General features: G+C 36.3%; 2 protein-coding genes. Both read left to right on the forward strand.

From position 1 onward, the window contains the following. Positions 1-42 precede the first annotated feature (42 nt). The gene (locus tag ACFIO5_RS10275) at positions 43-501 is read left to right on the forward strand and encodes a hypothetical protein (RefSeq protein WP_375643720.1); all 459 of its coding nucleotides are present in this window, start codon (positions 43-45) and stop codon (positions 499-501) included. Positions 502-573: 72 nt separating this feature from the next. Continuing rightward, on the forward strand, positions 574-1,199 hold a 626-nt coding region (locus ACFIO5_RS10280; RefSeq protein WP_375705346.1), incomplete at its 3' end, for an ERF family protein.

The raw sequence follows: 1,199 nt of genomic DNA on the forward strand, positions 1-1,199 counted from the left end.
GAAATGACACTGTTTTAAGATAAGGGCATGAGGCAATAAACCATGGAAAAAAAATACGAACTTACTGATGAAACAATTCAGTTTGATGGATACCTTACGCTTTACCGCATACGTGCATTAAAAGATTTTGGTGATGTTAAAGCAGGCGACCTTGGCGGCTTTGTAGAGTATGAAGACAATTTAAGTCAAAAAGACGATTGCTGGATTTATAATGATGCCAAGGCGTATTGTTGTGCCAAGATTTACGATAGTGCTAAGGTTTATGATAAAGCACAAATTGGTGATTGTGCCGAGATTTTTGGCAATGCAAAAATTTATAATAACGTCAAAATATATGATGGACATATTTTTGGACACACACAAATTTATGGAAATGTGATTATTTATGCCGATTCAAGAATTTATGGCAATGTAAAAATTTATGATAATTCAGAAGATTGTAAACAAACTATGACCGCCCAGAACGGCAACTCTTCAACAAAAGACGACATTCCTTTCTAGCAACACAAACCAACTTTTAACACCAGCGTGATTCACGCCACGGGTGAATTGCGCGCAATGTAGGAAATCAAGATGAGTGAACAAAACACTAACCTAATAGAAATTGAAGAAACACATCATGTAGCCGTCGAACAAACTGTCATGGAACGTATTTTAAATAAAGCCTTAGACAGTGACGTCGATATGGATCGCTTAGAGCGTCTTCTTGATTTAAGAGAACAAGAGATAAAACGACAAGAGCGCCAAAATTTTGTCCGTGATCTTTCGGCTGTGCAAATGGCATATAAAAATATCGAACAAAACGCCATTAATAACCATACAAACAGCAAATACGCTACACTTGATCAGTACATTGATGCTGTAAAGAAAGGGCTTGCAACATACAAATTTGCTTTGTTTTATCGTATTAAAAATCAAACAGAAAAAAACGTTACCATAGAAATAACTCTGTCTCATCCTTCAGACAATCAAATCTCAACAGAAGGAACATTTCCAATTGACAGTACAGGCTCTAAAAATAGCATACAATCACTTGGTTCCACACTTACCTACGCACGAAGATACCTATTAGGCATGCTTCTTAATTTAGCAAGTAAAGAAGACGATACAGATGGAAACCCGCCTATTAAAAAGGCTTTTCCACAACAGATCAATGAAATCAGAAGACTTGTCGTACAAACCCAAACAGAAGAAGAAAA

The sequence above is a fragment of the Bartonella sp. AA86SXKL genome (assembly GCF_042196885.1).